The sequence below is a fragment of the Streptomyces sp. NPDC020807 genome, from assembly GCF_040641575.1.
Lineage (GTDB): Bacteria > Actinomycetota > Actinomycetes > Streptomycetales > Streptomycetaceae > Streptomyces.
Window position 1 is genome coordinate 69,616 of sequence record NZ_JBFADU010000013.1, and the last position, 23,287, is coordinate 92,902.

The window sequence follows — 23,287 nt, forward strand, 5'->3', positions numbered from 1 at the left end:
GGTTCGATCTGTCCGGTTCCGTCCCGGTCAGGACTTCGGCGTGAGCCTGACCGTGGAGAGGATCTTGCGGATGGTGGCGTCGGGCACCTCGTCCTTGACGCCGTCGACGCCGTAGAACACCCAGGTCGTGAAGTCACCGGCGGCGTTCTTGAAGGTGAAGGCGGTCGCCTTGCCGTCGGTCTCGCACTTGTTGCGCTTCTTGACCCCGGGAGCGGCCGCGGTGGACATGCTGCCCTTGAGACCGGAGGCCGTGGTGTACGGGACGGCCTTAGCGATCTTGATGGTGCTCTTCGGCATGTGCTGCGCGTAGCCGCCCCAGGCCCACGAACCGGCCTCGCCGTACGCGGCGTCCGAGGTGCTCTTGGCGCCCTGGCCGCCCTTGGTGCCGGCGGTGCCCAGGCTCCAGGACTCCGCCGAGCCGTTCTTGTCGACGTCGAAGGTGCACCACTTGCTCTTCAGCCGGCCGGGGCTGGTCATCGTGATGAGCGGGCTGCCGTCGTTCTTCTTCTCGTCCTCGAACGCGGTGATCATCCCGGGCTTCAGCACCTCCCACTCCGGCGGTACGTCGAACAGCGTGCCGTACTTGGGGTTCATGACGACCTTCCAGCCCGGAATCGTGGGCTGGAGCGCGGCGCCGTCGCGCGGGTTGTCCAGCGGCGGCGCCGAGGACTCGGTGCCGGCCGAGGGCTCGGCGGACGCGGGCGTGCTGGGGCTCGCCGGCGCGGTCGGCTTCTGGTCGGCAGCGGTCGGGGTCTTCTCGTCGTCCTTCGAGAGGACGAGGAAGCCGGTGACGCCGGCCGCGACGACGACGGCGGTCGCGGCGACGATCGCCACGAGGGTCGTCCTCTTCTTGCCGCCGGGGCCCCCGGGGCCGCCCTGCTGGACGGTCACCTGACCCGGGACCGCGTACTGCGGGACGGTCGGCTGCTGGTACGGGTTCGGCTGCCCGTACGGCTGTTGCTGCGGGTAGCCCTGCTGGCCGTAGCCCTGTTGCTCGGCGCCCTGCTGCCCGTACCCCTGCTGGCCGTACGTCCCCTGTGGGTACCCCGGCTGCGTCGGCGGCTGCTGCGGGTATCCGGGCTGGGCCGGCGGCTGCTGGTACGGGTTCGGCTGCTGGTATCCCGCCTGCTGGTACGGGTTCTGACTCTGGTCCTGCGGGTTCTGCTCGCCCCCGGGCGGCTGCTGTCCTGGCCACATGGCCAGTAACGATAGAGGTGTGGGGGCGGCAGGACCACGAGAGGGATGGCCAAGCCTGCTACCGATGGGTAACATCGCGGTCCATGAGCGCAGACCAGATGACCGTCGGCGAGATGCTCGCCGCCACGGTTCCCATGGCCGGAACCCTCAACCTGGAGTTCCTGGAGACCACCGCCGAGCGCGCCGTCGTGCGCCTGCCGGACCAGTCCGCCTACCACAACCACGTCGGCGGCCCCCACGCCGGAGCGATGTTCACCCTGGCCGAGTCCGCCAGCGGCGCCATCGTCCTCGCCGCCTTCGGCGACCAGCTCAGCCGCGCCGTCCCCCTCGCCGTCCGGGCCGAGATCGGCTACAAGAAGCTGGCCATGGGCGTCGTCACCGCCACCGCCACCCTCGGCCGCCCCGCCGCCGAGGTCGTCGCCGAACTCGACGCGGGCGAGCGCCCCGAGTTCCCGGTCCACATCGACATCACCCGCGAGGACGGCGCCGTCACCGGCGAGATGACCGTGACGTGGACGCTTCGACCTAATGACCTGGGGAAATGAGCCGAACGGCGGGTGTAGGTCCCGCACCGGTCCCATCTCCTCTCAGTGACTGAGTGTCGTTGCGCGCAGCGTAGCGGACACGAAGGCGTCGGTGGCGAGAGACCCGCGATCGCCGGCTCCGTTCCGGCCGTGGACGTAACGCTCAAACGTGATCAGCGGATTCTCGTGTCCTAGCCAGTCCGCTACGTCCACGGGTGACTCGCCCGACTCGACCCACCGGGTTGCACAGATGTGCCGGAGCATCCGCACGCCGTTCTCCGGCGAGGCCATGTACTTGGTGTCGCCGGGGCCCGGCGTGTCCGGGATGACCCCCGCGTCCACCAGAGCGGGTTTCCAGTGGTCCGCGTTGAACACCTTCGAGCTGACCACCTTGAGCTGCGGGGTGTAGAACATCAGCCGCACCACTCGGGGCCGGAACTCCTTGCCAGGCTTCGCGTGTGGGTCGTACCAGGGGAGCAGCACCTCCACCGGAGGAAACGCCTCCGCGTGCAGCCGCAGGACGTCAGCCAGACCCCCGGAGAGCGGTGCGCGACGCACCTTGCCGAACTTCGGGAGCTTGTAGCACAAGCCGGACCCCTTGACCCATTGGACCTGGCGGACGACGTCCACCCAGCCGCCCTCGAAGTCCACATCATCGGGGGAGAAACCGATCAGCTCCGCCGGCCGCAGCGCGGCTCCCGCACCCAGGAATCCCTTGGCGCGGTAGCGCTGGGGGAGCGCTTGGATCACCGCCGACGTCACCGGGTCCGCCCACACTTTCACCGGACCGTTATTGGCGGCCCGCTGCCGATTCTTCGGACGCAGTGGCGCGAGCGACTCCGCCTTGCATGGGTTCGATGGCAGGAGCTTGTCGTCGACCGCTGCGGTCAGCAGCGTCGACAGCGTGCTGTAGATCGACTCTGAGTGCGTGGAATTCGCCATCAGGCACTTCGTCCACTCCCGGATGTCCTTCGGCGTCAGCGACGAGATGATCCGGTCGCCGAGGATGGGGTGCACATGCAGACGTAGGTGCCGGTCGTAGGTGTCCAGCGTCGCGATGTCGCCACGGCGGCCTGCGAGCCACTGCGTGCCGTACGCCTCAAGCGTGACCCCTTTCGCCTCTGGCCGCAGGTACGTCCCCGAGCGCAGTTTGTGCGCGACCGCGTCGCGGTGCGCGTCTGCCTCGCCCTTCGTCTCGAAGGCCGGGCGCCGCTGCTCGCCATCGGGATCGCGATAACGCACCTGCCATCGTCGCCCCTTGCCGTGATCGGCGGACGGGACCAGTCGATTTCCCTTTTCCTGGTGGGTGCAGGTTCTCTCACCCGGCCTCGGCCGGGCCTTGTGCCATCGGTCAAAGACCGAGACGGCCACCATCAGATTCCCCTCCTCGCGGCGCGCAGCCGCTTCTCCGGGTCGACGACCCGCGTGTTGGTCTTCTGCCACGCCCGCACGACGGATGGGCGGTACAGCACGCCTCTGTGCCCTTGGTGGACTTCGTAGGCGGGTCCGCGACCGATGCAGCGCCAGTTGCGCAGCGTCTTCGGCGCGACCCGCAGGAAGGCGGCGGCCTGGGCAGTGGTCCACACCTGATCACCACGTGCGCGACTCGATGAATGATTCAAGCCATCAGGCTTGATGTCTTGGGGCATTGGCGGGTTCCTTACCGCTCCGACCCCAGGGCGCGCACCACTTGCGCCTCGACGACGTTCGCGGCAGTTGTGCCGGGCTATTCGCCTCGCAGAGCCGTGACGAGCAGATCACGGGGGCGGGGGAGCTGTCGCGGAGCCGAATGGGCGATTGTGCGATGAGCGCACGATGGGCTTCCTGGAGCGACACGCCCCCACCTGTGGCAGACGGGTGAACTCTCGGAGGGTTTACCTTGCGCTGACTGCAATCCGGAGGTGTCTCACCCTTTGGTGTGCTCCGGGGTAGTGCCACGTAAGGGGGCCGCAGCCCGCAACATGACCGACGTAGCGGCTCCCAACTCCTCGGAGGTTAGCGTGTCCTCGACGACCACCCCCCTTTCTTCCGGTGCCGAAATCGACGCCCCTGAATTCCGCCCGGCCCGAGTCCGCGAGGTGCTGGTCGCCTTCCGGCCGTTGGAGTATCTGGAGTCCTGGGACGACGGGTTCGGCAAGCCGCAGCCGGCCGTGGTGTGCGACGCGGCGGCGCTGGAGCGAGTCGAGAGGGATCGGCCCCACCTCGACGCCGGGGGCCTTCGGGTGCCCGTCAAGGAGGCCAGGGTGAAGCGGGTGACCGTGAGGCACGGCTACCTGGTTGAAGCGCTCCGTGATGCCGTGGGAGGCATTGTCGCCGGCCGGATCGGGCAAGCGGGAACCGCTTGGGCGTTGCTGCCTCCGGCGCTGGGCGAGTACGGCTCCATCGTGACGCACTGCCGCAGTCTCGGCTGGGTCTAGTCGGGCCTCTCGGTGAGGCTCCTGGGAGGAGATGATGCCCCTTCACTCCCTCCGGTCGTGGGTGAGGTCCCCGCTCCCTCCGGTCGCTTCCCGGACCTCACCGTGTTCCAAGACCCGACTGCCGGATGCCCGAAGCGACCGGAGGGAGCGGGGCGTACGGCCACGACCGGAGGGAGTGGAGGAGCATCCCCGCCGGAGCAGATGGCCAGCCGCTTGATGTCGTGAGAACCGCACCCCATTTAGCTTCGCTTTAAGAGGGCGCCGAACAGAACTCTTGGGAACACTGGGCGAGCGGCAGTTCGAGGGTGCCAGATTTGGCACCAGGGAGTAACTGGCAGTGCCAAATCTGGCACTTCTGGTAAGTCGGCTGGGATTTTCCGCAGGAAAACCATTTCTGCACCGGCTTCCTCATTCCTTGCATCGGTGCATAGGGTGATGCCAGATGGAACGGCTGCCGTTCCTCTAATGGATGGTCGGTCGTCAGGCAGAGTCACCTTTCCCGGAGGAAGAGCATGACGTTCGGATACGCGAAGAAGCAGTCCTACGACCGGAGTACGGTCGACAAGGCGACCGGTGAAATGCGCGAGGAGCGCGTCACCGAGGTCAAGATGTCCAGTTCTCGCATCGACTACCGTGCCACTCCCTACGGAACCCTGAGTGACGCGGCGTGGGAGCTGATGGACGTCTGCAAGTTCACAAATAACGACAGGAAGCTTCTGGGTCACCTCATCCGCCGGAGATCGCGCACCGAGCACGGCATGACGTGTGTGGGGTCGAAGAAAAGGTTCGCGGCGCACGTGGGGATGAGTCTGCGGGCGCTGCACCGCTCATTCGCCGTCCTGGAGGGCAGCGGATTCATCTATCCGCTGCCAGGTGATGCCTGGATGCTGAATCCGCGTTGGATGTTCAACGGGAACGGAGAGGCACACCAGGAAGCGCTCCGGAAGGTCCCTCCAGGAGTGCCTGACCTCTTCCATCTGACCTCGTATGGGAAGGTCAATAACCCGAGTTCGTGGGACGATATTGCTCCAAGAAGGCGCCCCCAGGCGAATCGTTCTAGGAGAGCAGCATGAAACCTCGCTGCCAGCTTGCCCCGGCCTTCAACCCCCTTGCCCCCGACCTCCGGTTCGACCTCACCCCATCCGCGTACAAAGTGCTGTTCTGGCTGCTCGGGCACCAGAACCGGCGCAAGAACGGAACCGTGATCGGACCATCTCAGTCGACGATCGCGAAAGGCATTCGGATGTCACAGGCGACGGTGTCCCGCGCTGCGGCGGAGCTGGAGGAGGCGGACGTCGTCCGGCAGAAGGACCGCCGTCTGTGGCTCATCAACCCGGCTTATCTCTTCGCGCTCACCCCTGACGAGGAAGACCCGTACTACGAGGGCCCGGTGGCGGAGCTCATCCCGATGTTCCCTTCGGCGGCCTGACGGTGACCGACTACCCCGAGCAGCCGCCCGAGGATCTCTACACCGGCGCATTTCTCGCCGAGGTCGCACTCGACGGCATCGACCCCGGGACGTATCAGCCGCCGCCGGGTCACCTCCTGGTCGATGCCGACGCGATGGTCTCGATCCAGCTCGATGAAGACACGAAGGAGCAGTAGCCATGACGAACGAGATCTCCGATGCGGCTGTACTCGACTGGTACCACCGCCGGGCAACCCGCAGTGCCCGCGATCGGATCGCCCACTTCACCAGGGAGGCCGCAGGTGCGGCTGAGGTGATGGCGACGAAATACCTGCGTCAGGACGACCTGATCCTCCTCGGCGGCCAGTTCCGGGTGAGGGTCCACGAGCGCGGGCGCTTCTACACCGAGCGTCGCCCCGTGCTCGACGGAGTCAGGGTTGACATCGCCGCGAGCGGCGGTGCCGTCAGGTACCGCAACATGTGGGTCAGCGGAGGATCGTTCCTGCGGGCCGTGGAGCCGCTGCCACTGCGGGAGTGGTGTGTGGTCCTCCAGCAGTCCGGGGGCACCTTCGTGTCGCGGATGCCCTCCAAGTGCGGTCCATTGCGACCAACTGGCGTCTAGAAGAGCGCCAGGTCCTCCTTCTCGGTGCTCTGCTCGGGGAGGAGGAGCTGGTGGACGTCTGCCAGCTCCACCGGCCGGAGCGAGGCGCTGCACGACACGAGGGCGCCCTTGAAATCGCGGTGCATCCCGGGGTGGTCGTGCCTGATGACTTTCCACTGTCCGACGCCGGCGGGGATCGCGGCGACATCCCGACCGCAGTCGGGGCAGTTGATGCGGGGCATCTTCATGGACCCAGGATGGCGTACGCCGCTGACACCGAAGCCGCGTTCGCGGCGAACGAGCCGTCGCTCGACGGGAACGGGGGCTACGTAGTGGAGGGTCAGGCGGCGGGCTCGTACGCGAGCGTCACGTCCGGTCAGCCGGTCGCGTGTCAGAAGAAGGCGGCCGCTACGAGGCCCCGCCGGAGGTCCTTGACCACGTGACATTGGTAGCGGGTCAGGTACCGCCAATTCGGCCACGGTGAATCCTGCGGCAGGCTCCAGAACTACCCCGATGCGTGTGCCAGGCCGATGAGACGCAATGACATGAGCTTCCGATAATCGTCCAGTTCGGCCAGGGCGGTGTCCAGTGCGTAGCCGAAGTAGCCCTGCAAGGCCCTGAGGCACATCTCCATCGACGCCATAGCAACCATGACTGCGGTCATGACGGTGGCGGCCTCGCCAACGAGACCGCTTCCATCTTCCGCGACGACCCGTGCACGGTTGGTCATCCAGGGCCGGCTGTGGGCCGCACCCGAGAGCAAGCCGTAGGGCATCGGCATCCACGAGGGCAGGCGGCCCTTCGCCCGCTCCGTGATGTTGTAATCGAGGGGCGAAACCTCGCTGTCCGCGCTGTACCCGGTGAGCTTCCCCTTGGCGTTATGGCGAGCAACGATGTTGCACTCGTCCAGTGCCTTCGTGACGTAGGCATCCACCTCCGTTACCTCGTCCTCCCGCTCCAGCACCTTCGCGAGATTGGTCCTGTGGTCCGTGTCCTTGCGCCACAGCCCGGCACACCTGGCCAGCCGAAGTGCGCCAGAGATCGACGGATCGAAGAGGTAGTCAACGAGGAGAGCACTCTCCAACACGGCGCGGGCCATGACCAAGGTCGACCAGACTGGCGGGGGCTTCCGGACTATGTCGTGCTCCAGAGCCCGCATATGGTCGATGGCGGTGTCGAAGGACATGCCCGCAATCTCCACCAGCATTGCATGAAGCGATCCTCGCGCCGTGCCGAGCGGGTCCGGAGTGGTGTTGATCCTGGCGACCTCCGCCATGAAGGGGGAACCCTCGGTCGGCTCTGGATGTCCGACGCACTTCTCAACCAGCTCTCGGTACCCCCGAAGCACCTCGGCTGCGGCTTCCGCGAACTCCTCCGTGATGGGCACGGCCATCAACTGGATCTCTTCGCCCTGCGGAATCTCGTCAACGCTCATGACGAGAGGGTACGGGCGCCCACCTGATCTGACTCCGCGTATGGTCGGCCTGGATGTCGGCCCACGAACTGTCACGACACATACGTGAAGTGCCCAGAACTCAAGCTCCGAGCTCACTCGGGCTCGGGGACTCCACCCGCTTCGGGACCGCGTTGCGCGTTCACGTAAACCAGGACCCGGACCTCGTCCTTGCTCGGCATCCGGTACGGCCGGCCCGGACCGCTGGAGAGGAACAGTGCCGCGACCTTCTCGGCCGCTTCCACGGCGACCTGCTCGCGTCCCCGGATCTCGATGGTGATCAACTCGTTTTCGTTGCTCACGGTCAAGGCAACCGCGAGACCAGGTGCCGACTCCCACTCACCGCCAGGAACGCTCAAACGAGCGTGTGTGAGTGCCGTAAGCAGCTTGACGGTTGAACTTGTCGGTACAGGATGGTGCGATGGACTCTGCGGTACTCGCGGCGCTGATCGGCGCTGGCGCTGGGGTGACTACGTCTCTACTCGGCGGTTGGTTGGTGCTGGTCGCCGCCCGCAGGACGGCCGCCGCAGCGGTCGAGGGTGCACTGGCTCAGGCGCGTGCGACGCGGTCGGCAGGGGCCGAGGCCGCATACGCGCAGATCGACGGCGCATACGTCATGGAGCGGCGGGCCGAGCAGAGGGCCGCCTACGAAGAGTTGCTGACGCTGACCCTGGACTACCTCGATGGGGCATGGGCAGTGATTCAGTCGATCAGGGTCAACAACATCCACAGGGTGCTGGTCCGGATCAGGTCTCTCCTCTCCCCCGACAACCACGGCGATCAGAGCGTCCAAGAGACGATCCCGGCGGAGCCTCCATCAATCAACGACTTGCGCCGAGTAGTCGCACGGCTGGCGGTGATCGGGGGGATCCGATGAGCTGCTGTCAGCTGCACAGGAGGTTAGGCACGTCTGCAACGACTCGTTCAACCGCCTGCGGAAGCTGCGCCGCAACGCGATCACGATGATCCGCGATGGCGGAATCTTGCAGGACGACGGGCGAGTGCTCGTACCGGCTGCGCCCGGCTGTACCGAGACGGGCGTCATCCTTCCGAACCCGGACGAGGAGCGGCAGGAGACCGAGCGGGCGCTGGAGAAGGTGGCCGTCGCGCTCAACCGGTTTGCTGAGGCGGTGCGCGTTTACTCCGATAGCGACCTGACCGCACGGCGAAATGCGCTCTAGCCGACGCCACGATGACAGCCTTCCGGCGTGTGGGTGGGGAACAGACAGCGGCGCAGGGCGCGAAGCCCGGCAGCGCCCGCGTGAGGAAGCCTGTACTGGCCGTCAGGAGCGATTCAGCGGAGGCGCTGATGGCAGCGAGCGGCGGATCTCCTCGACCTGCTTCTCGGTCTTCTTCCTCCGGGCCGCGTGGACGTTCCCGTTGTACGCCTCAGGGCGTCCAGTGCAGGGGCTGCCTGCTGCCGCGTTGCATTGCGGGCATGACACCGAAAGCCGGATCTCGGCGCCGGCCGCTGCCAGGCGATCGAGGCGATGGTGAGGACAGCCGTACAAGGCGGTGATCTCCGTGCATGCCTCCTCGCCATCGGCTGCGCCCCAGCCGCATAGGTCTTCTGGGCGTGGGTCGTGCAGTGGGCATGGGGAACCATCTGGGCGTCGGGGATACGGGCACCGCGTGGTCGTCACCGTCGTCGATTCGTTTGCCTCGAATGTCTCGCCCCACACACGCACCGCAGCACCCTCCGCGACCCAGGTCGTTCCCTCACCGTGCAAAGGGATGCCGGGGCAGCGCTCCGGGTCTGGGTCGGAGCCATCCCACCGGGGCCACGTGGAGTGCTCCTCGCAGCGTTGCCCCGCGTCGTCGACGGCGATGGAGCAGCCTTCCTGGCGCTGACTGGGGTAGCGGCTGTAGGCGTACCCGAAGCCGCAGTGCGGTCGCAGCAACTCCCGCAGTTGCGCGGCGTGCGCGGTGGCCAGCTCGACCTCGTCGGGTGGGAAGGTCCCGGTGGCGAGGAACCGCGCGATGTTGGAGGCCATCTCGACGGGCATGTGTACGCGGTCGGTGATGCCCTTCGAGCGCAAGGCGCCCGGAGGAGCGGGAGTTTTCGCCATACCCGGTCAACGAGCTGCCCACGGCTCCGACTCGCGGACGTGGGAAGAAGTCACCTGCTCGGCGCATCGGGTGCCAGAGCCGGAGAGAATCAGTCAACCGCGATCACGCTTCGTGCCGTCTCGATGAACTCCTCCAGGGTGCGCCTCATGTCCTCGGTCGAGGAGTTCCAGGTGGACACCTCGGCGTTGCCGGTCCCCGCTCGCGCCGCTTCGGATCTCTCCCTCGTGGCGTGCCGGAAGTCCGCTGCGGAGAGGATCAGCCCCTGGGCGGTGTGTGCGAGGGCCGCAGGTCCCTCAAGCCGAACGATCTGGCACTTCTGGAACAGCTCCACATAGCGCTCGTCCAGCGTGACGATGAGGGCGTCGAGTTCCGCCGCCTTCTCGCCGCTCAGAGGCGCGCTGACGGGCCAGGGTAGGGCCTTGCCGAGGGGCTCGACCATGTCGCGGAACTTCTCGTACGTGACGACGCAGTCCACGTACGAGGTGCGGCGCAACTCCCGGTGCCACTTGCTGAGGTCGCGGGCCGCCTGGACTTCGGCCTGCTCCTTCGCCGCCTTCCGCTGGCCCCGCTGGACAGCGAGCCCGAAGAACCCAGTGAGGAACACGCCTCCCAGCGCCCACGCAGGTGTCCAGTCGAAGCTGGCGGCCTTCTCGGCGGCGAACACGGTCCATGTCGAGTACATGGCGGCAGTGTGCCAGCCGTGATGCCGGCCGCCGCGCTCACGGCCGGTCGAACGGATCGAAGCCGAGGATTGCGACCTTCGCGTCATGATGCTTCTGCCGGTACTCCTCCTTCTTGGGATAGTCGAGCATCAGGTGGGCGGCCGGCGGCTGGTTCAGATACTTCGCCTGCGGACAGCCGGCGAGGTGGAGGCAGAGGTCGGCGCTCTTGTTGCACAGGGCGCACAGGAGTCCGCGTACGCGACCGGTGATGTGGTCGTGGTCGACCATCCTGCCGGGGTACAGGCCGCAGAGGTGGCAGTCCGGTCCGAGGGTCTCGATCAGCGCCATGCGCAGGCGGCGGATGGATGGGGTCTTCGCTGGTGGCGGCGGCCAGTTGTGCATCTGGTCGGAGTAGTCCATCCCGGCCGTGCACCGCAGATCGAGTTCTACGTGTACCGGGTCGATCACCGAATCGGCGAGGAGGCGGAGTTCCCTCGGTCGGTGTCCGGGCGTGTACCAGTGTGGTGCCCCTGGCGGGAGCGGGCGGGAACAGAGCAGCCGTTCCCTGCGCAGGAGATGGAACAGGCCGTCGTCGCCGCGCTGGGCCGTGAGTGGGGGCAGCGAGACCCGAGGAGGCTGGCACGGGTCCGACCGCAGCGTCCACATCTGCTTGTGGAGTACGCCGAGGCCGGGGAAGAGGGCGTATGCCCACATCAGCGCGAGGCGGCGGTTCTCCGGGAGATCGTCGAGCGAAGGCATGCGCGGCAGCATGCCGCAGAGGTCTGACACCGGGCGCCGGCCGCTGTCGTGGGCGCCTTCCACGGGGACAAAGAGAAGCGACGCCGGCCGCTCCTGAAGGAGGGTTGGTACCCCGGCGCCGCAATGAGAGTCCAGTGCGACTGGGTTTCTCGCGGAAAAGACTATCAGAGAGGCCGAGGTGATACTGTCCGGACACTGCTCTCAGGGCCACTGCCGACAATGCAATTTACGGTGTCTTTGCGAAAGGCCAGGCAGGGAATTCCGGGAAGAATGGACTTAAGGGCCGGGGTGGCCCATATTCCCCATTTCCCTCAGGTTGGAGCACCCTGGACATTCGGCTAGGGTTAAGCAGAATTTTGCGATTCTCATATTCTGGATCGTGGCATTCTTCACCCCGCGTCTGCTCTATTTCTCTGGTACTCTTCGGGGATTTTCGAGATAATCGACTAGCGCCCAAATGGGTGCGCCGGTTTGGTACCCGGCGACAGTGCGACGCTTGTCGATAGGGGTTTCTCGAAAATGACTCACGTTCCGGGGGGGCTCTGCCATTTTTGGGGGCTTTCCGAAAACTGCTATGGAACTGGTCGCTGCCGCGCAGTCGCAGGGCTGGATGCTCAACACGACTGGCGTCGAACGCGACGAGTACGGCGCCCCGTCGCTGTCCGTCCGGCTCATGGCGCACACGTCTGCCGGGGATCGTGACTACCTCCTTACGTGGGAGCAGACCCGGGGCCGTCTCGGATTCAAGGCGGACCGCTCTTGCGCTTACCACCTGTCGGGCAAGACGGCGAAGCAGGGATTCCGGCCGAAGCTCTCCGATGTGCTCGCCGATATTCGGTCCTGCGCTGCCATTGAGCCGGAGCCGGAGTCGGTCGCGGACGAAATACCGGTCCGCACTGCCGCGCAGTGGAATGGTCTGCCGGAGCGCAAGGAAGAGCAGGCCACGAGCGAGCCGCGCCGGACCCCTTACGTGTCCGACGATGTGCGGGAAGCGTTCACGTCGGAAGATGGGGGACTCTCGTTCTCGCTCTTTCGCCTGCCGGACGACTGTGCGTCGCCGGAAATTCTGGCCAAGCATGAGAAGACGCGTACCGCAATGGCTAAGGCCGTAGTCAAGCGCGACAAGGGCAAGCCTGAGTGGAAGCCGTTCGGAAAGGGGCAGCTCAAGCTCAAGCCGCGTACCGCTCCCAAGACGGACCGCACCCCTGCCGACGTTCTCAAGGCGTGGGGCGATGAGGTCATGTACGAGTGCGCGTGCAACCACTGCGGCGAGTTCGACTGTACGTGCGTGCGTGACGTCGTGTCGGCGGTGCTCGCCAACAACGGTGGGCCGGTCGTCGACGCCGAATCTGTTGCCCGGGGCCGTGAGCGCATCTCCGGCCAGAACGAAAACATCGCGCGCCACGAGTGCGCCGATCAGATCGCGTTGGGGGAAGACGTGCCGGTTGTCGCCGAGGGGATCGCAGAGACGCCGGAGCTGTCGACCCCGTTCGAGCGTCACCCGGCATTGGTTGGCCCGCTCCCCTTCTCGCCGGAGCAGCAGATCACGGAGTTGGAGCCGGGATATGAGCGGGTCGTGCAGTGGGGCGACGAATGGCGTATCCGGACGGAGCGCGGGCGGGTGGTGGAGCTGTACCACGCTGCCTACGGGGACGGAGAGAAGGACGTCACCCGCGAACACGCGTTGGAGAACGTGATTCCGTGCGGTGCGTTCGGCCGGATTCCGAAAACGGCCCTTGAGCTCGTGGGCTTGTACGACACCACCAAGGTGCGGTGCGCCAAGTGCGAGCCCGGCTGGCAGTGGGGGCGGGGCGAGACCCCGAAGCTCCGCGTACGTGTCGGCGGCCACGATGTCGCGGTCTGCAACGGTGCCTTCCATGGCGGGGTGTTGGACCTCGTCCCGGCGGAGTACACCGACGGGCTGAACGTCGACAAGGCGAACGCGGCGCTGGTGCAGTACGCGCGGTGGATCGGCGGCGGCGGCGTGCGCCCCCTCACCCGGGCGGAGCGCGAGGCCCAGGCGGAAGCCAAGGCGGCGGGGCGCGCACCGAAGGTGAAACCGCAGGCGGGGGAGCAGCCCCGGGGCAAGCTCGCGCCGGTTGAACTGGAGATGCCCAAGGACGCGAAGGGGCGCGGTGCGGCGACCTTTGACGGCCGTGTCTTCCGCGTCGTGAAGCTGGCCGGGAAGTACAGCGTCTACCACGGTGACGCGGAGGTGTGCACGGGCCTGTCGTGGCCCAACGCGAAGCACGCTATCCGTGCGTGGGCGCCGGTCGCGGGTGAGGAGCAGCCCGAGTCGGTAACGGTGCCGGAGGGGTGGGGCGACTTCAAGCCGGGTGAGCTCGTGATCGTCGCCGGTCTCGACGACAGGCAGCAGATCGTGTGCAAGGGGCAGAACCACAGCGAATGGCAGGTGATCCCGCTTGGCGGCGGCGACCGGCGGGACGTCCACGAGCGGGACGTGACCCGCGTGGAAGACAACCCTTGGAACCTGCCCTTGGACGCGAAAGGGAAGCCGTTGCTGCCCGGCGACCTGATCATGTCGGGCTTCTTCGAGCAGATCACCCCGTATACCGTCGAGCGGATCTATGAGCACGGGAACATGTCGGTGATGGGCGTCCGCACGGACAAGAATGGCAAGCGGCAGACGCTTCCGGAGCACTGCCAACGTGTCGTCAAGGTCACCCAGGAACAGGTGGACGCGCTCGCGAAGCCCGTGGGCCTGGAGGTGGGCGATCACCGGGGCGGTATCTTCCCGGGAAATCCGATCATCAAGCCGGGCCTGTTCCGTGCGACGTGTTCGTGTCAGGGCGGTTTGGAGCTCATCGACCCTGCCCATTCCCGCAAGGTGTGGTGGTTCAAGACCCAGGCGGAGGCGGAGGCCGCGTGGTACGCGCACGCCGCCGAGTCTGTCGAGGTCGTCGAGCCGGAGCCCGAGGAGCAGCCGGGGTACGTGGTGCAGCAGCCGCACCCGGATGGTGAGAACACAGAGTCTGAGCCTGAGAGTACGGCCGTGCGGTACGAGCCCCGCCCCCGCGCCCTTCGCTGGGAGCTTCGGCACACCAAGGAGGTCTTGGCCGCCGCCGGGCACCACGACAACGACCAGGACACGACCAAGCCGGACGGCTTCTTCGTCCTCAACGACCCGTCGCAAGCTGTCAACGTGGTGCCGGTCCTGAACAACGACCCGCGCCGCCCCCGGAAGCTCGCCGACCGCAAGCGGTGGGATGAGGCGCTGGCGGAGTTCGCCGAGGTCCTGAGGGACGCGGGCTTCACCGATGTGAGCACTAATCTCCACCGGGTGCGCGGCTTCGCTCCGGTCCCGGCCGAGCCGCAGACGATCGCGCGCGTGCGGGACGTCAACGACTGGGTGAGGCACCCCAACGGTTACCGGCTCCGCGCGGTCACCTTCGACGGGTACCCGGAGATTGAGTGCCGCATCGGCTTCCACCCTGCCGGGGTCGGCGCGTCCTCCTTCCACCTCCAGGACCACGAGCAGAACGCCGTACCGTCCCAGGCGGGCGAGACGCTGACGGAGTCGGTAGAGCGGCTGTGCGACTGGTATGGGCTGCCCGAACCCTTCCAGGTCGTCTACGAGAAGACCGACGCTGCCGAAGAAAAGGTGCAGCCCCCAGCCGGCGGCCAGCCCGCGCGGGAGGGCGAGACCACCGGTACGTGGGTACAGAAGGGCGCCCGCCGGGTGTTCGTCATCGACCGCCCCGGCAATGCGATTCAGGAGCGCTTCGGCACCGACTGGGAGCCGCTGGAAGTCTCCGCCGACCCGGAGTTCACCGAGGAGACGGAGGAGCCGCAGACCTCTGGACAGGGCCCGCTCACCCGGCAGCAGCGCCGCGCGGCTTGGCGCATGGCAGCGGGCGAGTCGCGGCCAATGCCCGGTGAGGTCGTCAGTGTGGGCGGCCGTCGCGGTGCGGTGCGCAGCGTGAACCCGCTCAAGAAGGTGCCGACGCTGCTTGTCGCGTGGGAGGACGGCGGCACCCAGAACGTGAAGTACGCCGACCTGGACGCGGTCACCGCCGAGACGGTGAAGCAGCGGTGCCCGAAGTGCCGGTGCCGGGAGCTGGTCGGTACGCGGTGCCACGGCTGCGGACACGAGCTGGTTGTGTGCGGGCGTCCAGTGACGCTGGGCGTGCCGCGCCGGATCGTCGCTGAGGAACTGCCCCCGGTCCCGGTGTGCGAGGCCCTGGAGACGTACGTGGTGCCAGAGGTGCCGAAGCTGGTCGTGTGCGGCGGAGTGGTGGCGCTGACCGTGCCGAAGCGACCTGTAGACCCTCGGGTTGCGTGGGCCGAGTACGAACGACCGGCCGTCGAGGAGAAGCCCGTGGACCCTCGGGTTTCGTGGATGGACTACCCGCAGCCGGAGCCGGGAGCGGTGGACGTCCTGGCCGAACTCCGCGCGGAGGTCGCGGCACTGCGCGAGGACGTCGAGAGCTGGGGTACGGAAGTGGCGGCCCTCGCGGTCGCGGAGGCTGAACGCGTCGTGGCGGAGGTGGCCCGCGATCTGAGGACGGCCGAGATTCTCGAACTCCGCGAGGAAGCGCGGGCCGTACGGGAGGAACTCGGCTGGGGCCCGGTGGCGTGGGAGGCGGTGCCGACGCGGCGGCGGGGAAGGACGGCGTTGACGGTGACGGCGGGGGTGGCCGCGTACTGGGCAGCGGCCTGGGCGGAGAGCATCAACGCGATAGCTCCCAGAAGGTAGGAACGGCGGGGCCGGGCGGTGCTGGTACCGCGCCGCCCGGTCCAATGGCTGTTCAGGGAACAGGAGGGGGACATTTGATGGAAGTACTGCTGTGGTTTCCATGGGCAGCGCTGGTGTTCTGGTTGACGGATCAACTGCCGCTCAAAGACGCTGCAAAGCGGGGGCTGTGCGCATTGATCGCGATGGGCGGGCCGTTGGCCGTCATCGTTGTCTACGGAGAACCAGAAGTTCGAGCCATTGCCTTGGTTTGGGGCGGTTTGACCACAGTGGCACTTTCGGGTATCGCGTGGCTGAGTGCTGGCTACGGTGAGCCGGGGCCCCCTCCGGCTTCCCCGGCCTCCCAGGCTCCCCCGCGCGCGCTGGCGTGCTTCCGTGAAGCGGCCGAGGCGCATTGCCCCTGGGATGCATGCCGCCCCCGCTGTCTCTTTGCGCCCGAAGATGAGGTTCAGTAGTCGGCCGCAGGGACGCGACCATCCCCGTACTGCCTTGCGTCAAAAAATCACCGTAACGACCATGAGTGCATGACGCTCATTACCGCCGAGAACTCGGCCCCCGTGTCCAAGCGCACCGCGCGCCGCAGTCGACCGCTCACACGGAAGCAGATGCATCATCAGCGCGTCGTGCGCTGGGAACGGCCCGACTGTGGGCCCGTGGTCGGGATGCTGCTCGCGCATCCTGCGGCCGATGACCCGTTCGCGAAATGGCTCGTGGTGCCTATCGCTCATGGTTCTGTTACACGGTGGCGCATCCCGTGGTCCGCCGTGGAGGCCGGCGAGATCTTCGCAACCGGCTCGAAGGCTCTGACCGGCGAGGAGACCAGGACGTTGGCGCGCTGGTTGAGGGAGTGGCTCGCCGACCGGGAGTGACTCGCGCCACAAGATCAGCGCTTCACCCTCAGGGAGCTTGGGGCCTAAATAAGCTGCCATATTGATAGGGTTGCATTGCCGAATCGAATGAAAGGGATATCTGTTGACATGGGCGGACATGCCGGGTGCGCTGGAGGTGCCCGGACCGCGATCGAACGATCTGTTGAGGCCCGAAGACTTCGACAGTGAAACCCGCGAACTCCTGGCCCGTGTCGGGCTCGCCGCCAAGAAGGTCGTAGACGGCAAGCGGCCCGAGAGCACGAGGAACGCATACGAACAGGACTGGACTGTCTGGCGGAAGTTCACGACGGAAAAGCGTCTCCCCCTCCTGGCCGTTGAAGAGGGCACCCTCGTCGCGTTCGTCCACTGGCTCTGGCAGCAACCCGGGAAGAAGGCTGGGACGCTCACGGCGCCGTCCACGATCGACCGGCGGATCTCCGGTGTCGTTGTGACCGCACGCAAGCAGCACCGCCTCAAGCTCGACCCCGACGTAGGTGCCCTCGCCCGCGAACTCCTCAAGGCCCTCGTGAAGGAAATGGAGAAGGCCGGCGAACAGCGCGGCACCGGCAAGGCCCCCGCCCTCCTGGTGCGCCACATGAAGGCCATCTCCAAGGCTCTGCCCACCAACCTCCTCGGCGTGCGGAACCGCTCGCTGATGACCATGCACTTCGCCGTCGCCGGCCGTGAACACGAGCTCGCCTACCTCCGCGTACGCGACATCACTGAGGACGAGGACGAGCGCGGTCTGGTCGTGGATATCCGCGTGTCCAAGGCGAAGCCCCGCGTCGTCAAGGTTCCCCTTCTCCAGGACGTCTCCATCTGCCCCGTGCGCTCCTGGCGCCGTTGGTGCGACGCGGCCGGTCTCGACGACCCCGACGATTTCGCGTTCCGCCGCGTCCACTCGAAGGGCACCACGCTCCAGTCCGGCGGCCTGTCCCCGGTAGCCGTGGGCGACGTCATCACCCGCTGCGGCGAGATCGCCGACCTCGACATCCGCCCCACCGGCCACAGCCCCCGGCGGGGCCTCGCCACCGAGTCCAAGAAGGCGGGCAACGACCGCTCCGCCATCGCCGCACAAGGCGGCTGGGCACCCGACAGCAAGGCCATGGAGGGGTACTTCGATGAAGGCGACGGGTGGGAGGAGAACGCCCTCCTCGGCATCGTCTGACGCACCGCTATTTCTGCCGCACCAGGAGAAGAAGCTTCGCCATGAAAATCGCCGTGAACCTCACCATCGAAGATTCCGCCGCTGCCGTGCGGGACGATATTCGGCAGCTCATCCTCAATGCCGTGCAGAACGTATCCCGCTGCTCGACGAGTCTGGGGGGCGAGATCACCCTCAGAGGCTGACGCGGCGTCGCCGGCCCTTGCTTCTCGGAGCTGGGCCCTTTCCGCTGCTGCGTATTTATTTGCGAGAAAGTTCACGTGCCGGAGTCCTTGACGCCTGCGGATTCAGGGCACTGCCTGATTTTTGAGATTTATGCGCGGTAGCCCTCCCTGACTCTAGCCAGGCGTGCGCCGGAGCTGGGATTTAGCTACGCATAGCCCGAGCGACGTATGGCTTGAGTCATCAGGGGCTACACAGGGCTGTGCGTGAGCTTGGAGCCAGGCATTAGCTACGCGTGAGCCGCAGTTGGGCATGTGCGGGTGTCAGGGGCTGTCCTACGGGTGCCTCTCTCCTTACCTGTGTGGAGTGGAGGGATGCTTTAAGCACCCCCGAAATTTCGCGAAAATGACTCCAGGTGCGGGGCAACCCCTAGGGCTGGTTCTGCTTACTCTCTATCTCCTTCGCGCAGGCGTCGGCCAGGGCCTTTCCCTTGTCGAGATACTCGCCGGCGTCGAGTCCGCGCGGTGGGTTCTGCTCGAATTCCTTGTACTCTGCGCAGGCGCTGCTGGAGCCACAGGCGCTCACTGTGGCCAACGCTGCGAGCGCTGCGGCTGTCGCGAGGAGGGTACGAGTCTTGTGCTGCATGTCTGCTTCTCCTGGGGAGCGCGGCGGCGAGGGCTGCCCTCGAATGGGTACCGCGCTGGGCGGGAGCATAAGGGTTGATCTCCAGGGTCCGCTTTATCGTCCACGAATTCGTGTACGCAAGGCTGTTGCCCATGACCAGTACCAAGCAGCGCGCGCAGCCGTTCGTCTTCCTCTCCACCGACCAGGGCGTCCCGGGACACCTCTACTACCCCGAGGGCGCCGACCCTGCTCTCGTGGTCTCCCAGTTCCCGCCCGGCTTCTTCGGGTTCAGCGAGACCGGCGGCTACGCCACCTTCGACCCCGGCCGCAGTATCGACGTCATCACCGCCCTGCATCAGGACTGGCCGTACGTCGATGTGTCCTACGGGAAGTACGAGGGGGAGCCGACTTCATCGACCACCGTGAAGCGGCCGGCGGGCTCACTGCCGAAGTCCTGGCGGGTCATGGAGCCGCGTACGACCGCTTCCTCACTTTGAGGTTGTACGCAAGGAAGCCCCTCTTCTCTGTTGGCCATGGCTGAGAGGAGGGGCTTCCTGTTTTTCAGTGGTAATGGCTGCTGCCGCTGTAGTTGCCCGATGGTCGCATGGCGGCGGCCCGGCCGTCCTCGAACTGGGCTTTCTCGGGATGGCCGCTAAGTTCACGCGGAACGAGCTGGATGTCCGGGTGGATAACAGGGGTGTTGAAGTAGCTGATGGTCGGAGCATTGGGCGGAGGCGCGTTCGACGGCGACGGCGTTGGCTCGACTGGGTGATCCGCAACCACTCCTGGACTTCATCGAGCGTTCCCTGGCCGGCGATGACACCGCCGAGGCCGCGAACCTGAACTACTGGGCCTACTGGCTCGGCGGTGTCCGTCTGCCGCAGTCCGACGACCGGTTCATGCGGGACCGCGAGCTCACCGCCTGGGACCCGGTCACGCTGCTTCGAGGCCTGGTGAGCGGATTCCACTACGCACCCGGCTACGTCGACCTGTACGCACACACCCTGTGGGCACTGCTGACCGCGCACCCGTGGCTTCCAGCGGCGGCGAAGGGGCTGGCGGCGGAGCTTGAGGAGCGTACCGAGCGGGTGCTGGACGGGGGTGGGATCTCCCAAAGGTCTCGCCGCGAACTCGATTTCGTGCACTACGTTTTGCGTGATCACACCTGAGAGCGGAGGTCAGCACATGGCGGACGACACGGCGCACGGCACGGCCGGTTTCATCTTCGAGATGGGCGTGATGAAGCAGGCCAAGAGGACCGGATGGTGGTTCATTGGCAACAACAACCCTGAGTCGATTGCCGACCACTCGTTCCGCGTCGGGGTCATCGGCGCCGTCCTCGCCATGATGGAAGGCGTAGACCCGGCGAAGGTCGCATTGATGTGCCTCTTCCACGACACGCAGGAGACCCGGATCGGGGACATCCCCCACATCGGCCGCCGCTATATCGAGGCGGCGCGCAATGAGGCGGTTACCGCCGATCAAGTCGCTCGCGCCCATCCAGCGGTGAGGGCTGGGGTTCAGCGTGTGGTCGAGGAATACGAGGCCAACGACAGCCCTGAGGCGATCGTGGCCAAGGACGCGGACAAACTGGAGTGCCTGGTGCAGGCGGTGGAGTACCGGGCCCAGGGCAACACGCTGGTGCAGGACTGGATCGACACGTCGCTGAACAGCCTCAAGACGGCGTCCGCCCGAGAACTGGCCGAAGCGGCGCTGACGATGTCGCCGCTGGAGTGGCGTCAGACTTTCCTCAGCTGATCAAGCAGCGACGAAGCCCCCGCCGGGTTGGTCCGTGTTCCCGGGGTGGGGGCTTTGTGCTGGCCGCGCCTGGCTGCTACTTCACGGGGGCGCTGTAGGAGGTGCCGAAGCCGTCCTTGCGGTAGTACACCTTCACTGCCGTGATCGTGCCCTTGACGGTGATGGTGCCGCTGGCCTTCTCCCCCTGGTAGAGGTCGACAGCGTGCAGGTCGGTCTCCCCGCCGAAGATCTCGGTGTTGTGCTTCACGCCGTCGGCGTCCTTGACCTCGAAGTACAGCGGGTTGACGGAGATCCTCTCATCGGTGTTGTTGGTGACGGTCACCTTGATCGAGGTGTAGTCGTCGCTCTTGTGCAGCACGGTCTTCTTGAACGGGGCCCTGGCCGCCGTGACGGTTACGGGCGGCTGCTCGGTGGCCTTCGGCCTCGGCTTCTCGGCCGGCTTGCTTGCGGGCGCGGCGGCCTGGGGCTTGGCGTCGGCCGACTGGGTGACCTTCGGCTTGGCGTCGGGCTTCTCGTCCCTGTTATCGGAGGAGTTGACGACGTTGGCGGTGCAGGAGACGAAGAACAGGCCGCCGAGGACGAAGGTGGCTATCTTCCAGCCGTTGCTCTGCTTCTGCGGCGGAGGGACCGGCGCCCACTGCGGGGGCTGCGGAGGGTAGCCGTAGCCGGGCGGCGGCGGTTGCGTCATCGTGGACTCCTGGGGACGTGAAGTGCGGCGCTCAACATACACAGAATGTTCATGTCCTCTCGCTCGGGGGCCGGAACTGAGACAGCTGGTCCACCGCGACCTACGACGGCATCACCCAGTACACGGCTCCGGTGCGGCAGCGGGGGCTTCGCGGTCCGTATTCGGGGACCTCGCCAGACCGCGCCGTGTATGTGCTGACCAGTGCAGAAGAGGCACCGGGCGGCGAACGTCCAGTTCTCACGGGTCCTTGATGACAGTGGCCGGCGCGGTGACCGTGGCGACGACAGGGATGTTCTGCGCCGAACGTAGCGGGCGCGGCGGTGGTGAGGGTACGGCTGGGTCATCCGAGCCTCGGATGGGGCAGTTGGCGCCGTCCTTTAAACCGTGTCTTCCGAAGGCTGGCGTCCGTACCCTCGCAGGATGACCGACGACGAGCTGAGCGAGCTGCACCGGCGGCTTGGGGAGATGATCGTTTGGGCTGGTCGCCTGGAATTTATGATCGCTGGGCTGACGGCCAAGGTTGCTAGCGTGCCTCCGCACGGAGAGGAAGCGGGCCGCTCGGTGACGACGAACATTCGGTACTTGCGGGACGCCTCCGTCACCCGGGACGGCAAAACGCTCATGAACGAGTGCCTAATTGCGTTCGAGCGGCGTAACCAGTACGTCCACGGCACCTGGATAGGTAGCAAGCTCGACGGCACCACTCCCCTGGTTACGGTGCGCCCCGCGAAGCCGCCTAGGAAGGGGCAGCGGCAGGAGAAGGGCAAGATTGGGATGGTCAGCGCCGAAGACCTAGGCGAACTCACGATGGAGTTCGTGCGCCTGACTAACGCGGTAGGTGTGCATGCGCTGGATGTTGAGCCGTGACCCAGGGCTGTCCGGCGTCCGACGCACGCCCGGTGATCTGACCGGTCTTGGAGACGACGAGAACCCCCGCCGGAGGGGTCAGGGGCTTCGTCTCGGCTCAGCGGCGGATGCGGATGAACAGGAGCATCAGCGTGAGAACCACGGCTAGCGCCGGAGGCATGACCTCATCTGGAAGCAGCCATGCGCCGGCTCCGCCGCCAAACCCGATCACCGTGCCGAGGAATCCAGGCACCTCGACCGTGACCACGCCGATTCGTGGCCCTCTCGCGCCGTGCTGTGACATGCTTGACCAGCCCTCTCCATTGCCTTTAACGGATCTTCCAGGACCCGACCCGGCCCAGAGTGGGCGCGCGGGGGTGGCCGGTCGCAACGGTCGCCCTCGCGCTTCGCGCCCCATCAGAGCGGGTCGGTCACGGAAACGGTAGACCATTCCGGCAGCGCTACGGGACGAGAGCTTGCAAGAAATTCATCGCGTTTCCGCAGGTCAGAGAGTTGCCGAACCCCAACTCCCCCTGGAGATAATGGAGTTGATGTGGGTGTGAGCTGGGTCACCTCTGGCGGCTAAGGTGTCTTTGGCTACGGCACCCGGGCGAATCCCGTGATGCGGTAGCGCTGGAGGTTGTGCTGGGCGGTGAAGCCCATCACCCACTTCTGGCCCGTGCTATCGATGACGATCAGGCGAGGGTCGGTCTGCTCGGTCGGGTGATGGAGTCCCATGGGTACCGGCACCGGACACTCTCCGGCCATGGCGGACTGGGCGCGGAAAAGCCGATCGGTGACCAGGCGACCGGCGAGGAGCCCGGTGCGGTGGAGCTTCGCGGGGAGGTGGCGCAGGATGCCGTCCAGCTCGATCGCGACCGTACGGTCCTCGGGCTGCCGGGCCTTCTCCTCGCACGGGCACGGCTCGGTGTACTGCGTCCCGTCGGGCTGGGTGGGGAGCGTGGCGAGGTGCCATTGGAATCCCTCGCAGACGCGGGCGGTGTGGCAGTCGCAGCGTGCGCAGTCATCCGGCGCGGGACGCATCCACGTGTGGCCATCGGGGGCGTCGAGGGAGGCGTCAGGAATCCAGCGGGTCATGTGGTGGTGTCCTCTTCGAGTCGGTTCAGGGATTAGAGGGCTTCGAGCTCGGCGTGCGCGGTCGCGGCCTCATCGGCGGTGACGAGCCCCTGCTGCACGGGTTCGTCGAACAGCGCGGCCTTCTCCCGGTGATGGCGGAGAAGGTCGGAGAAATGGTCGTGACCGTGCTCTATGTGCGTCATGCTGGGGGTGCCTCCTTCGTGAGGTGGAAGGCCCACCGAGTTGCTGTCCAGGCGTGTCTCGGTGGGCCGCTTTTCGTTTTCGGGGGTGAG

Annotated in this window: 31 protein-coding genes; 17 read left to right on the plus strand and 14 right to left on the minus strand. The window is 66.5% G+C overall.

All coding sequences use genetic code 11. The features are described from left to right. Nucleotides 1-27 precede the first annotated feature (27 nt). The gene (locus AB0G79_RS20110; RefSeq protein WP_360808179.1) at nt 28-1,197 is read right to left on the minus strand and encodes a hypothetical protein; all 1,170 of its coding nucleotides are present in this window, start codon (nt 1,195-1,197) and stop codon (nt 28-30) included. An 83-nt stretch (nt 1,198-1,280) separates the two neighbouring features. On the opposite strand from AB0G79_RS20110, the gene AB0G79_RS20115 reads away from it, so the two are divergent. Further along, nucleotides 1,281-1,742: a DUF4442 domain-containing protein gene (locus AB0G79_RS20115; RefSeq protein ID WP_360808181.1), complete on the plus strand. Its 462-nt coding sequence runs from the start codon at nt 1,281-1,283 to the stop codon at nt 1,740-1,742. Between the two features lie 42 nt (nt 1,743-1,784). Here the strand turns inward: AB0G79_RS20115 and AB0G79_RS20120 are convergent, their stop codons facing one another. Together AB0G79_RS20120 and AB0G79_RS20125 are read right to left on the minus strand one after the other, a co-directional pair. Next, nucleotides 1,785-3,095 carry a site-specific integrase gene (locus AB0G79_RS20120; protein ID WP_360808183.1) on the minus strand — a complete coding sequence of 437 codons (1,311 nt, stop codon included), beginning with the start codon at nt 3,093-3,095 and terminating at the stop codon, nt 1,785-1,787. Continuing rightward, nucleotides 3,095-3,370 carry a helix-turn-helix domain-containing protein gene (locus AB0G79_RS20125; RefSeq protein WP_360808185.1) on the minus strand — a complete coding sequence of 92 codons (276 nt, stop codon included), beginning with the start codon at nt 3,368-3,370 and terminating at the stop codon, nt 3,095-3,097. Before AB0G79_RS20125 ends, AB0G79_RS20120 begins: the two co-directional genes overlap by 1 nt. Nucleotides 3,371-3,721: 351 nt before the next feature. Between AB0G79_RS20125 and AB0G79_RS20130 the strand changes: the two genes are divergently transcribed. From AB0G79_RS20130 to AB0G79_RS20150, 5 genes are all read left to right on the plus strand, one after another. Continuing rightward, nucleotides 3,722-4,138: a hypothetical protein gene (locus AB0G79_RS20130; protein WP_360808187.1), complete on the plus strand. Its 417-nt coding sequence runs from the start codon at nt 3,722-3,724 to the stop codon at nt 4,136-4,138. A 512-nt stretch (nt 4,139-4,650) separates the two neighbouring features. Beyond that, nucleotides 4,651-5,211 (plus strand): hypothetical protein, encoded by a 561-nt coding sequence (locus AB0G79_RS20135; RefSeq protein ID WP_360808189.1) that lies wholly within the window; start codon nt 4,651-4,653, stop codon nt 5,209-5,211. Further along, the gene (locus AB0G79_RS20140; protein WP_360808191.1) at nt 5,208-5,567 is read left to right on the plus strand and encodes a helix-turn-helix domain-containing protein; all 360 of its coding nucleotides are present in this window, start codon (nt 5,208-5,210) and stop codon (nt 5,565-5,567) included. The genes AB0G79_RS20135 and AB0G79_RS20140 overlap by 4 nt, the downstream gene beginning before the upstream one ends. Before the next feature lie 2 nt (nt 5,568-5,569). After that, the gene (locus AB0G79_RS20145; protein WP_360808193.1) at nt 5,570-5,743 is read left to right on the plus strand and encodes a hypothetical protein; all 174 of its coding nucleotides are present in this window, start codon (nt 5,570-5,572) and stop codon (nt 5,741-5,743) included. Between the two features lie 2 nt (nt 5,744-5,745). After that, nucleotides 5,746-6,168 carry a hypothetical protein gene (locus AB0G79_RS20150; protein WP_360808195.1) on the plus strand — a complete coding sequence of 141 codons (423 nt, stop codon included), beginning with the start codon at nt 5,746-5,748 and terminating at the stop codon, nt 6,166-6,168. Here the strand turns inward: AB0G79_RS20150 and AB0G79_RS20155 are convergent. The 3 genes from AB0G79_RS20155 to AB0G79_RS20165 form a co-directional block, all read right to left on the minus strand. After that, the gene (locus AB0G79_RS20155; RefSeq protein ID WP_360808197.1) at nt 6,165-6,395 is read right to left on the minus strand and encodes a hypothetical protein; all 231 of its coding nucleotides are present in this window, start codon (nt 6,393-6,395) and stop codon (nt 6,165-6,167) included. The genes AB0G79_RS20150 and AB0G79_RS20155 overlap by 4 nt on opposite strands. A gap of 257 nt (nt 6,396-6,652) precedes the next feature. Next, nucleotides 6,653-7,582 (minus strand): hypothetical protein, encoded by a 930-nt coding sequence (locus AB0G79_RS20160; protein ID WP_360808199.1) that lies wholly within the window; start codon nt 7,580-7,582, stop codon nt 6,653-6,655. Between the two features lie 113 nt (nt 7,583-7,695). Beyond that, nucleotides 7,696-7,902, minus strand: a complete 207-nt coding sequence (locus AB0G79_RS20165; protein WP_360808201.1) for a hypothetical protein — start codon at nt 7,900-7,902, stop codon at nt 7,696-7,698. 119 nt (nt 7,903-8,021) lie between these two features. Here AB0G79_RS20165 and AB0G79_RS20170 point away from each other — a divergent pair, with 119 nt between their 5' ends. Then, on the plus strand, nt 8,022-8,477 hold the full coding sequence (locus AB0G79_RS20170) for a hypothetical protein (RefSeq protein WP_360808203.1): 456 nt from the start codon (nt 8,022-8,024) through the stop codon (nt 8,475-8,477). Nucleotides 8,478-8,562: 85 nt separating this feature from the next. Beyond that, the gene (locus AB0G79_RS20175; protein WP_360808205.1) at nt 8,563-8,781 is read left to right on the plus strand and encodes a hypothetical protein; all 219 of its coding nucleotides are present in this window, start codon (nt 8,563-8,565) and stop codon (nt 8,779-8,781) included. Nucleotides 8,782-8,883: 102 nt separating this feature from the next. On the opposite strand, the gene AB0G79_RS20180 is transcribed toward AB0G79_RS20175, so the two are convergent. The 3 genes from AB0G79_RS20180 to AB0G79_RS20190 form a co-directional block, all read right to left on the minus strand. Then, complete coding sequence (locus AB0G79_RS20180; protein ID WP_360808209.1) at nt 8,884-9,606, minus strand: hypothetical protein; 723 nt, start codon at nt 9,604-9,606, stop codon at nt 8,884-8,886. Nucleotides 9,607-9,758: 152 nt separating this feature from the next. Continuing rightward, nucleotides 9,759-10,352 (minus strand): hypothetical protein, encoded by a 594-nt coding sequence (locus AB0G79_RS20185; protein ID WP_360808211.1) that lies wholly within the window; start codon nt 10,350-10,352, stop codon nt 9,759-9,761. Nucleotides 10,353-10,389: 37 nt separating this feature from the next. Then, nucleotides 10,390-11,091, minus strand: coding sequence for an endonuclease domain-containing protein (locus tag AB0G79_RS20190; RefSeq protein WP_360808213.1), 702 nt, complete (start codon nt 11,089-11,091; stop codon nt 10,390-10,392). A gap of 574 nt (nt 11,092-11,665) precedes the next feature. On the opposite strand from AB0G79_RS20190, the gene AB0G79_RS20195 reads away from it, so the two are divergent. The 5 genes from AB0G79_RS20195 to AB0G79_RS20215 all read left to right on the plus strand — a co-directional run bounded on the left by AB0G79_RS20195 (nt 11,666) and on the right by AB0G79_RS20215 (nt 18,024). Beyond that, on the plus strand, nt 11,666-15,808 hold the full coding sequence (locus AB0G79_RS20195; RefSeq protein ID WP_360808215.1) for a hypothetical protein: 4,143 nt from the start codon (nt 11,666-11,668) through the stop codon (nt 15,806-15,808). A 77-nt stretch (nt 15,809-15,885) separates the two neighbouring features. Further along, nucleotides 15,886-16,260, plus strand: coding sequence for a hypothetical protein (locus tag AB0G79_RS20200; protein WP_360808217.1), 375 nt, complete (start codon nt 15,886-15,888; stop codon nt 16,258-16,260). A 69-nt stretch (nt 16,261-16,329) separates the two neighbouring features. Further along, on the plus strand, nt 16,330-16,674 hold the full coding sequence (locus tag AB0G79_RS20205; RefSeq protein ID WP_360808219.1) for a hypothetical protein: 345 nt from the start codon (nt 16,330-16,332) through the stop codon (nt 16,672-16,674). A 163-nt stretch (nt 16,675-16,837) separates the two neighbouring features. Next, nucleotides 16,838-17,842, plus strand: coding sequence for a tyrosine-type recombinase/integrase (locus AB0G79_RS20210; RefSeq protein WP_360808221.1), 1,005 nt, complete (start codon nt 16,838-16,840; stop codon nt 17,840-17,842). 41 nt (nt 17,843-17,883) lie between these two features. Then, nucleotides 17,884-18,024, plus strand: coding sequence for a hypothetical protein (locus AB0G79_RS20215; RefSeq protein WP_360808223.1), 141 nt, complete (start codon nt 17,884-17,886; stop codon nt 18,022-18,024). A gap of 406 nt (nt 18,025-18,430) precedes the next feature. On the opposite strand, the gene AB0G79_RS20220 is transcribed toward AB0G79_RS20215, so the two are convergent. Then, entirely contained in the window at nt 18,431-18,646 is a 216-nt protein-coding gene (locus AB0G79_RS20220) for a hypothetical protein (protein ID WP_360808225.1), read from the minus strand. A 131-nt stretch (nt 18,647-18,777) separates the two neighbouring features. On the opposite strand from AB0G79_RS20220, the gene AB0G79_RS20225 reads away from it, so the two are divergent. From AB0G79_RS20225 to AB0G79_RS20235, 3 genes are all read left to right on the plus strand, one after another. After that, nucleotides 18,778-19,122, plus strand: a complete 345-nt coding sequence (locus AB0G79_RS20225) for a hypothetical protein (protein ID WP_360808227.1) — start codon at nt 18,778-18,780, stop codon at nt 19,120-19,122. A gap of 258 nt (nt 19,123-19,380) precedes the next feature. Next, nucleotides 19,381-19,794 (plus strand): hypothetical protein, encoded by a 414-nt coding sequence (locus tag AB0G79_RS20230; RefSeq protein WP_360808229.1) that lies wholly within the window; start codon nt 19,381-19,383, stop codon nt 19,792-19,794. Between the two features lie 16 nt (nt 19,795-19,810). Continuing rightward, nucleotides 19,811-20,383 carry an HD domain-containing protein gene (locus AB0G79_RS20235; protein ID WP_360808231.1) on the plus strand — a complete coding sequence of 191 codons (573 nt, stop codon included), beginning with the start codon at nt 19,811-19,813 and terminating at the stop codon, nt 20,381-20,383. Nucleotides 20,384-20,459: 76 nt separating this feature from the next. Here the strand turns inward: AB0G79_RS20235 and AB0G79_RS20240 are convergent, their stop codons facing one another. Continuing rightward, the gene (locus tag AB0G79_RS20240; protein WP_360808234.1) at nt 20,460-21,071 is read right to left on the minus strand and encodes a DUF4352 domain-containing protein; all 612 of its coding nucleotides are present in this window, start codon (nt 21,069-21,071) and stop codon (nt 20,460-20,462) included. Between the two features lie 420 nt (nt 21,072-21,491). On the opposite strand from AB0G79_RS20240, the gene AB0G79_RS20245 reads away from it, so the two are divergent. Beyond that, nucleotides 21,492-21,938: a hypothetical protein gene (locus tag AB0G79_RS20245; protein ID WP_360808236.1), complete on the plus strand. Its 447-nt coding sequence runs from the start codon at nt 21,492-21,494 to the stop codon at nt 21,936-21,938. Nucleotides 21,939-22,035: 97 nt separating this feature from the next. Here the strand turns inward: AB0G79_RS20245 and AB0G79_RS20250 are convergent, their stop codons facing one another. The 3 genes from AB0G79_RS20250 to AB0G79_RS20260 all read right to left on the minus strand — a co-directional run bounded on the left by AB0G79_RS20250 (nt 22,036) and on the right by AB0G79_RS20260 (nt 23,197). Next, nucleotides 22,036-22,185, minus strand: a complete 150-nt coding sequence (locus AB0G79_RS20250) for a hypothetical protein (RefSeq protein ID WP_360808237.1) — start codon at nt 22,183-22,185, stop codon at nt 22,036-22,038. Between the two features lie 329 nt (nt 22,186-22,514). Beyond that, entirely contained in the window at nt 22,515-23,015 is a 501-nt protein-coding gene (locus AB0G79_RS20255; protein ID WP_360808239.1) for a hypothetical protein, read from the minus strand. Nucleotides 23,016-23,047: 32 nt separating this feature from the next. After that, a complete protein-coding gene (locus AB0G79_RS20260; RefSeq protein ID WP_360808241.1) occupies nt 23,048-23,197 on the minus strand; it encodes a hypothetical protein in 150 nt (49 codons plus the stop codon). Nucleotides 23,198-23,287 lie beyond the last annotated feature (90 nt).